Genomic DNA, 7,203 nt, shown 5'->3' on the forward strand with positions numbered 1-7,203 from the left:
CCGCTGCGGGTCCGCACGGTGGTCGAGGCCGAGCCGCTCGGCCGCGGCGGCGTCCCGCCCGCCGACCGTCACCTCGTGCCCGGCCCGCGCCCAGTGCGTGGCGAGCGCGTCCGCCATGTTGCCCGTGCCCAACACACCGATCCTCATCACGCAGTCCTCCGCCAGTTGTTCGGAACCGTCGCCTCCGACGCTAGAGAGTTCGTCAGGCACCATTCGGTACGTGACCACTCCCCACGCCGCTCCCCACGCCACGCCCCACGCCTTTCTCGCCGACTGCCGCGCCCGGCTCGCCTTCGACCTGCTCGCCAACACCTGGAACGCCGTGGTGCTCTGGGCCCTGCGCGACGGGCCGCAACGCCCGGTCGAGCTGCGGGAACGGATCGGCGGCATCAGCTCCAAGGTCCTCACCGAGACGCTGCGCCGCCTCCAGTTCAACGGCCTGGTGGACCGCCACGCCCTGCCCGGCGCCCCGCCGCGCGTCGAGTACCGGCTCACCCCGCTCGGCCGCACCCTCCTCGCGCCCATCGACGCCGTCGGCGCCTGGGCCTTCGAGCACGGCGACGAGGTGCTGGCCGCCCAGGAAGTCGCCGAGACCCGGCTGGGAGAATCCCCGGCATGACCTCCCCGTCCCGCGGCTTGCCCGACCTGCCCGACCTGCCCGTCCTCGACGTCCTGGGCCACCGCCCGTTCGCCGAGGTCGGCCACCCCGTCCTCGCCGAGCCCGACGAGGGGCGCGCCCTGCTCGCGGTCGCGGGCGAGCCCGCATTCGCCAGATGGGCGACAGTGGGCGTGTACGGCACCGGGGACCTCGGCTGCCGGGCCGTGCTCCGCGCCCGCTTCCCGGTGCACGCGCTGGCCTTCCACCCGACGGCGCCGCTGCTGGCCGTCGGCACCGGGCGCTACGACGGCGGCTACTTGTTCGAGGGGGAACTGTTCCTGCTCGACTGGGAGACGGGCGCCGCCACCTCCCTCATCGAGGACCACTTCGGCCGCCAGGTCCTCGGGCTGAGCTGGCTCGACGAGCAGGCCCTGCGGGTGCTGATGGCGCCGCCCGACGACTGGAAGGACCGCAAGGCGCATGTCGACGGCCACCTCGCCGTCGTGCGGCGGCCGGACTGGCGCGCCGTCACCCCCGGTTCGCTCACCGGCACCGACCTGGCGGGCCCCCGGGTGCCCGCCCCGCGCCCCGACGGCGAGGCCGCGGCCCGCCGGGCGCTCGACGCACTGAGCCCCGACCGGGAGCCGCGCCGGCACGTGCTCGCCGTCGAGGAAGCGCCGGACGGCACGGTCCTGGCCACCCTCGCCCGGGAGGAGGACGACCCCGAGCCTCCCAACCGCACCGCCCCCTCCGACGGACTGCGAATCCGGTACGGCGGCCGCGACCGCCGCACCACCGGGGCACCTGACCGGCCCCTGTTCCCGCTCTCCTGGGTACCCGGCGAGACCCACTTCCCCGGGCCGGGCGCCGAGACCGCCGACGGCGACCTGGTGCACGCCGGCACCGTGCACCACGGCCAAGGGCTGCAGCCCGGCGGCTCCTTCGTCGTGCGCCGCGCGGCCGGCGACGGCGCGCCCCGCTGGGTCTTCCGCACCGACCACGTCGCCACCGACCTCGACCTCGACACCGACCGGGACGCCGTGCACGTCGCCTACCGCAGCGGCGAGATCCTGACGCTCGGCCTCCACGACGGCGGCCTCCGCCGGCGCCACCGGCTGACCGTCGCCGGCGTCCCCGCCGTGCCGACGGCGCTCACGGTCACCCGGTCCGGCCGGCTGCTCGTCGGCACGTCCGACGGCCGGGTCCTGAACTGCGCGCTCACCTGAACTGAACCGCCTTGACCTCAAGCCGACTTGAGGTATCAGGATGATCCACATGAACTCAGAAACCGCAGACATCAAGGCGATCGAACAGGTCGTGGCCACCGTCGAGCGCACTCAGCGTTCCAAGGACGTCGAGGGATTCCTCGCGCTCTTCCACCCCGAGGCCCTCTGGACGACCGCCCACGGCAAGGTCCTCATCGGCTTCGACGCGATCGCCGAGTTCACCCGCGCCGTCCTGCCGAACGCGAGCTGGGACGGCGAGGTCACCTACGAGGCGGTGCACACCCGGTTCCTGCGGCCCGACGTGGCGGCCGTCAAGGTCCGGCAGGTCTACCACTCGGCGGCGGGCGACACGGAGGGCGCCCCGCTCTACGTCATGACCAAGCAGGAGGACGGGAACTGGCTGCTGCACGCCTGCCAGAACACCGAAGTGCGGGTCGATTGAGGACCGGTCCGCCGCCGCGCACGCTACTCGACCGGGCCGGCCAGGGTGTCGACGGGCCAGAACGGCGTGGTCCGTTCCTCGCGGGTGAGGGCCGCGAGGTCCTCCGGTGGTTCGGCGCCGTCCCGCACGGCCGCGAGGTAGGCCTTGGCCTCGGGCAGGCCCAACCGCGGGGCCCGGCGGCGCAGGTGCCGCATGGCGGGCACGACCCCGGCCGACCTCACCAGCTCCCGGACCTCGGCGGCGAGCGGGTCGGGGCGCCGGACGCCCTTGGTCTGGAGGAGGTAGTGGTCCTCCCATCCCTCGGTCGGCCACCAGGCGTCGGCGACGTAGTGGAGGCTTCCGTCGTGCCGGTCCACGAGGACGTGACTGTCCCCACCGACGGGTCCGCCGGGTTCACCGCCGGCACGAGCGGACCGGAGCGGGCCCCAGAAGACGAGCCAGCCGACCGAGTACTCGTCCACGGCGTAGATGACACGGTCCAGCCCGTCGCCGGCCAGGTAGGACTCGACGAGCCTGATCGCGCGTTCCTTGTCGATCACGGTTCCATGGTGCCGTAGCGGTCAAGCGGTTATGGCGCAGGAAGTCGGACGGGCCGACTTCCTGCGCCAGGAGAAGCGGTCAGCGGCGGGCGCAGCGAGTGGCCTTGTCGATCATGCTCATGGCTCTCAGTTGTCCCCCGCCGACTCGATGGCAATGGTCCGCACCGCCCACTCGTTCGCACCCCTGTAATCCAAGCGCGAAGAACAGGAGTCGGGCCCCGGAGGAACGAATTCCTCCGGGGCCCGACCTCTCCACCACTCCCCTACATCCCTACTTCAACTGGGCCAGGGCCTCCGCCACTCGATCGATCGCCTGACACACCACATCCGACTGATACGCCGTGAAACACAGGCGGAAGAAGCCGGGTGCCGGGCAGTGCATGGTCTGGCCGGGGAGCAGCGTCACCTCCGTGGGCTCGCACCTCAAGTACTCGAAGAGCCACTGCTCGTCCGGGTCCATCTCATGGGACGGCGTGAACTTCTGGGGCTCACACGGCGCCTCCCCCTTCCGCTTCCCCAGGTACGCCGTCAGGTCCAGCCAGAAGAACTGCGCCGGGTTGTCGCCCTCCGTGTGGACGAACTCGATCCCCCTCTCCACCAGCCGGGCCCGGACCTTCTCGAAGCTCTCGCTCAGCAGCTCCTTGTACCGCCGCATCGCGTACGTGGTGTACAGCTCCGCCCCGGCCCCGTTCACCGTGCTCTCCAGCAACTCACCCAGCACGTAGTGCTTCAGCGAGTCGACCGGTGTGAACCACGGCATCGGGTGCTTCTTCTCCTCGATGCCCGCCGTCCCCAGCATCGCCCGCCGCACCGGGCCGTAGTTCGACACCACGAACCCGGTCCGGAACCCCGAGAGCCCGAAGTCCTTCGCGAACCCCCACACCACGTGGATCCGCTCCGGCGCCTGCCGGTACGCGTCCAGCGCGAACGCGCTCGTGAACGGCACCCGCACGCCGTCGACCTGCGAATGGCAGTAGATCTCATCAGAGATCACATGCATCTCGGTCTCGCTCAGCACCCACTCGTAGATCTCGTCCAGCAGCTCCTTCCCGTAGTTCACCCCCAACGGGTTGTGCGGGTTGGTCAACGCCAACAGCCGGGGGTACTCGGCGTGCACTCGGTAGTACCGCCAGTACTCCTCCCTGATCGCGTCCAGCGTGAGCCGGAACCGCTCCGGCCCCTCCGTGGCCAGCGGCACCGGCACGCACGTCAGCTTCGGCCGCTGCTCGAACGACCAGTTGAACCCCTGCCAGTACGGCGCCGGCAGCAGCACCGCGTCGCCCTCCTTCAGCGGCGGCGGGCCGGCCTCCCCCTCCCTCGGAGCGTCCTGGAGCGCGAACGCGAGGCACTCCAGCGCCGACCCGACGCCGCCCGCGCCGAACACGTCGGCCCACGGCACCTCGACGTCGAACGCCTTGGACAGCAGCGCCGCGACCTCCTGGCGCAGCTCGGGGGTGCCGTACGGAGTGATGTAGTGGATGTACTTCTCCGGCAGCAGGTCGATGTGGTCGAACACCATCTTCTGCATCGAGTCCTGGTAGACCAGGACGTTCTCCGCGACGGACAGGTTGATCGCCGTGTCCGGTTCCAGGTCACGCTGGAGGGCGAGGGCCTGTTCGAAGTCGGGGATGCGGGAAAGGAGTTCGGCGAGCTCGGTGGAAACGGTCATGACAGGACGGCTCACTTCCAGAGGCGGGGACGGTTCGCATACATCGGGCTCCAGCGCACCACGCCCCCGCCGCCCCACCCGCCATCCACGCCCGATCCGGCGGCGCGGACCGAAGCTCACCCACGCCGCCGCGCCCTCCCCCACACCAACGCGCCCCCGCTCACCACCAGCGCCGTGCCGAGCGCGTACACGGGGAGCCACCGCGTGGTGGTCGCGGCGAGGCAGTCGTCCACCGCCACCCGGGCCTGCCGCTCCTGCGCGTACGCCAGCGCGGCCGCGTCCCGCCCGGCGAGGTCCCCGAGCGCGGCCTGGGCGTGCAGACTCTCGTACCGGCCCGCCTGCACGCACCCCGCCCGCGTGCCGGCCATCGGGAACAGCCAGTCCCAGCGCTGCAAGGCGGGCGCCAGCGCGAGCGCCACGCACAGGCCCACCACCAGCGAGTACGCCGCCAGGTTCCACCCGTAACCGCCGCCGCCCCGCACCGGAACGCGCCCGAACGCCAGGACCACCGCGAGCAGCGTCAGCCCCAGGTACGTGGAGAACCACTCCCACGAGCCCTCGGCCAGCGAGAACGCCAGCACCACCCCGAGCGCCGTACCCAGCACACCGGCATCACTACCGCCCCGAACACTCACACCCCCAGGCTCCCGCCCTCCACCTTCCGCCACACCACCGGTCGCCCGACCCCACCCGGTCGGCCCAACCCGCCGCAGCGGCTCCCTCGCACCAGGCGCACGGCGCGGCCGCGGTCAGGCGGCCTTGAGGGTGCCGCCGTCGATGACGAAGTCGGCGCCGTGGACGTTGCCGGCGCGGTCGGAGAGGAGGAAGGCGACCAGGGCCGCCGCCTCCTCGGGGGCGGTGAGGCGGCCCGAGGCGATGCCGAACCTCGCGGGCAGGTCGTCGAGCAGGTCGCCGTGGTCGACCCCGAAGGCGGCGGCGACCTTGCCGCCGAGGCGGGTGGGGTCGGTCCACTGCGGGCTGGTCGTGGGGCCCGGGGAGACGGTGTTCACCCGGACGCCGCGCGGTGCCAGCTCCTCGCTGAGGCGCTTGCCGAACAGGTTCAGCGCGGCCTTGGCCTCCGCGTAGCCGACCGGCGCTCCGGCGGGCGTCCGGGCGTTGATCGAGGAGACGTTCACGATCGCGCCCCCGCGTTCCAGGATGCTCGGCAGGGCCGCCTTGGTGGTCCACATCGCGCTGAACAGGTTGAGGTCGAAGACCCGCTGCCACAGCCGGTCGTCGGAGTCCAGGAAGCCGTTGAGGGACATCGCCTCCGGGTCGCCCGCACCGACGTTGTTGACGAGGAGGTCGATCCCGCCGACCTCGGCGAGCGCCCGTTCGACGACCGACCGCGCCCCGTCACGGGTGCTCAGGTCGACCGCCACGACCGCGGCGGCGGCCTGTTCCAGCTCGGGCGTGACGGTCCGGGCGGCGCCCACCACCCGGACGCCCTCCGCCGCCAGGGTGCGGGCGATCGCGAGGCCGATGCCGCGACTCGCGCCGGTGACGAGGGCGGTCTTCCCGCTGATGCCGAGGTCCATGATCTCCCCATTCCTTGGATGCCGTACGGTTTTTGAACTTGAGGTCAAAAATTAGGGCGCAAAAAAGCCGCGGCCACGGGCGTCACGCCTCAGAAGCCCGCCAGCGCCGTGTCGATGATCCGGTGGAGGACCGCCCGGTCGAAGGTCTTGGCCATCACCCGGAGCCCCGAGAGGGTGGCCTGAAGTACCAGCGCCTGCGCGCCCGCGTCCACGCCCCGGTCGACGTCGCCGGCCAGCCGGCCCTCCTCGATCCGGGCGGCGAGCAGCCCGATCATGCGCTGCTCGATCCGGTGCACCGCGCGGGCGGCCTCCTCGTCCCGCACGCCGAGTTCCTCGACCGTGTTCTGTGCCAGGCATCCGCGCCGGACCGGACCGTCCAGGTCCAGATCCACGAGCAGCGTGAAGTACGCGCGGACGCGCTCCTTGGCGGTGCCCGGCCGGGAGAGGACCTCCTCGGCCAGCTCCGCACCGGTCCGCCCGTACAGCTCCAGCGCCTTGCCGAACAACTCCCGCTTGGAGCCGAAGGAGTGGTACAGGCTGCCCTTCGCCACCCCGGTCGCCTCGGCGAGGTCGGCCGGGGAGGTTCCGGCGAAGCCCTTGGTCCAGAACGTCTCCATCGCCCGCGCGACGACCACGTCCGGTTCAAAGCTCTTCGGCCTGCCCATGCCGCCACCGTAGAGAGTATTTGACCTCAGGGTCAACTACTGACCCGCGAGCCCCCACACCGTCGTCGTCTTCAGCGCCGCGTCCTCCAGGTCCGCGACCACCGGGACCTCGTACGCGGCCAGCGCGGTGAAGCGCTCGCGCGGCAGGTAGGCGCGGCCCGGGTCACCGACGACGACCACGGCGCCCCGCGCCCGGGCGCGTTGCAGGAACGGCAGGAAGCGGGCGGCCATCGTGCGCTCGTAGAAGACGTCCCCGGCCAGCACCACCTCCGCCGGCGCGCCGTCGCCGTCCAGCAGGTCCTCGACCGCCGCCGCCACCTCCACCCCGTTCGCCGCCGCGTTGACCTCGATCGCGGCGACGGCGTACGCGTCGATCTCGGCGGCCCGCACCGACCGGGCGCCGCGCAGCGCCGCCGCGACGCCGACCAGGCCGGAGCCCGCCGCGAGGTCCAGCACCGACCGCCCGGCGACCAGTTCCGGGTGGTCCAGCACGTACCGGGCCACCCCGACGCCGCCCGCCCAGGCG

At 72.3% G+C, this 7,203-nt stretch carries 10 protein-coding genes; 3 read left to right on the forward strand and 7 right to left on the reverse strand.

The genetic code is table 11. The features are described from left to right. Positions 1-147: NAD(P)-binding domain-containing protein (locus ABD308_RS37195; RefSeq protein ID WP_344345037.1), on the reverse strand; the 147-nt coding region annotated here is incomplete at its 3' end. A 73-nt stretch (positions 148-220) separates the two neighbouring features. Between ABD308_RS37195 and ABD308_RS37200 the strand changes: the two genes are divergently transcribed. Genes ABD308_RS37200 through ABD308_RS37210 form a run of 3 tightly spaced genes read left to right on the forward strand, consistent with a single transcriptional unit; the run spans position 221 to position 2,266 of the window. Then, positions 221-619 carry a winged helix-turn-helix transcriptional regulator gene (locus ABD308_RS37200; protein ID WP_344345015.1) on the forward strand — a complete coding sequence of 133 codons (399 nt, stop codon included), beginning with the start codon at positions 221-223 and terminating at the stop codon, positions 617-619. After that, on the forward strand, positions 616-1,824 hold the full coding sequence (locus ABD308_RS37205) for a hypothetical protein (protein WP_344345017.1): 1,209 nt from the start codon (positions 616-618) through the stop codon (positions 1,822-1,824). Before ABD308_RS37200 ends, ABD308_RS37205 begins: the two co-directional genes overlap by 4 nt. A 40-nt stretch (positions 1,825-1,864) precedes the next feature. Beyond that, positions 1,865-2,266, forward strand: coding sequence for an SgcJ/EcaC family oxidoreductase (locus tag ABD308_RS37210; protein ID WP_344345019.1), 402 nt, complete (start codon positions 1,865-1,867; stop codon positions 2,264-2,266). A 23-nt stretch (positions 2,267-2,289) separates the two neighbouring features. On the opposite strand, the gene ABD308_RS37215 is transcribed toward ABD308_RS37210, so the two are convergent. The 6 genes from ABD308_RS37215 to ABD308_RS37240 all read right to left on the reverse strand — a co-directional run. Continuing rightward, a complete protein-coding gene (locus ABD308_RS37215; protein ID WP_344345021.1) occupies positions 2,290-2,805 on the reverse strand; it encodes a hypothetical protein in 516 nt (171 codons plus the stop codon). A gap of 271 nt (positions 2,806-3,076) precedes the next feature. Further along, positions 3,077-4,474, reverse strand: a complete 1,398-nt coding sequence (locus ABD308_RS37220; protein ID WP_344345023.1) for an aminotransferase class I/II-fold pyridoxal phosphate-dependent enzyme — start codon at positions 4,472-4,474, stop codon at positions 3,077-3,079. A gap of 116 nt (positions 4,475-4,590) precedes the next feature. After that, complete coding sequence (locus tag ABD308_RS37225) at positions 4,591-5,079, reverse strand: hypothetical protein (protein WP_344345025.1); 489 nt, start codon at positions 5,077-5,079, stop codon at positions 4,591-4,593. A gap of 144 nt (positions 5,080-5,223) precedes the next feature. Continuing rightward, on the reverse strand, positions 5,224-6,012 hold the full coding sequence (locus ABD308_RS37230; RefSeq protein ID WP_344345027.1) for an SDR family oxidoreductase: 789 nt from the start codon (positions 6,010-6,012) through the stop codon (positions 5,224-5,226). 89 nt (positions 6,013-6,101) lie between these two features. Continuing rightward, positions 6,102-6,677 carry a TetR/AcrR family transcriptional regulator gene (locus ABD308_RS37235; RefSeq protein WP_344345029.1) on the reverse strand — a complete coding sequence of 192 codons (576 nt, stop codon included), beginning with the start codon at positions 6,675-6,677 and terminating at the stop codon, positions 6,102-6,104. 36 nt (positions 6,678-6,713) lie between these two features. Next, on the reverse strand, positions 6,714-7,203 hold a 490-nt coding region (locus ABD308_RS37240), incomplete at its 5' end, for a class I SAM-dependent methyltransferase (protein WP_344345031.1).

This window comes from Kitasatospora putterlickiae (assembly GCF_039527695.1).
Lineage (GTDB): Bacteria > Actinomycetota > Actinomycetes > Streptomycetales > Streptomycetaceae > Kitasatospora > Kitasatospora putterlickiae.

What these genes read in the sequence shown, in the direction of transcription:
- ABD308_RS37235 (WP_344345029.1), bottom strand. Translation starts at nt 6,677, where the DNA reads ATGGGCAGGCCGAAGAGCTTTGAACCGGACGTGGTCGTCGCGCGGGCG.
- ABD308_RS37230 (WP_344345027.1), bottom strand. Translation starts at nt 6,012, where the DNA reads ATGGACCTCGGCATCAGCGGGAAGACCGCCCTCGTCACCGGCGCGAGT.
- ABD308_RS37205 (WP_344345017.1), top strand. Translation starts at nt 616, where the DNA reads ATGACCTCCCCGTCCCGCGGCTTGCCCGACCTGCCCGACCTGCCCGTC.
- ABD308_RS37220 (WP_344345023.1), bottom strand. Translation starts at nt 4,474, where the DNA reads ATGACCGTTTCCACCGAGCTCGCCGAACTCCTTTCCCGCATCCCCGAC.
- ABD308_RS37210 (WP_344345019.1), top strand. Translation starts at nt 1,865, where the DNA reads ATGATCCACATGAACTCAGAAACCGCAGACATCAAGGCGATCGAACAG.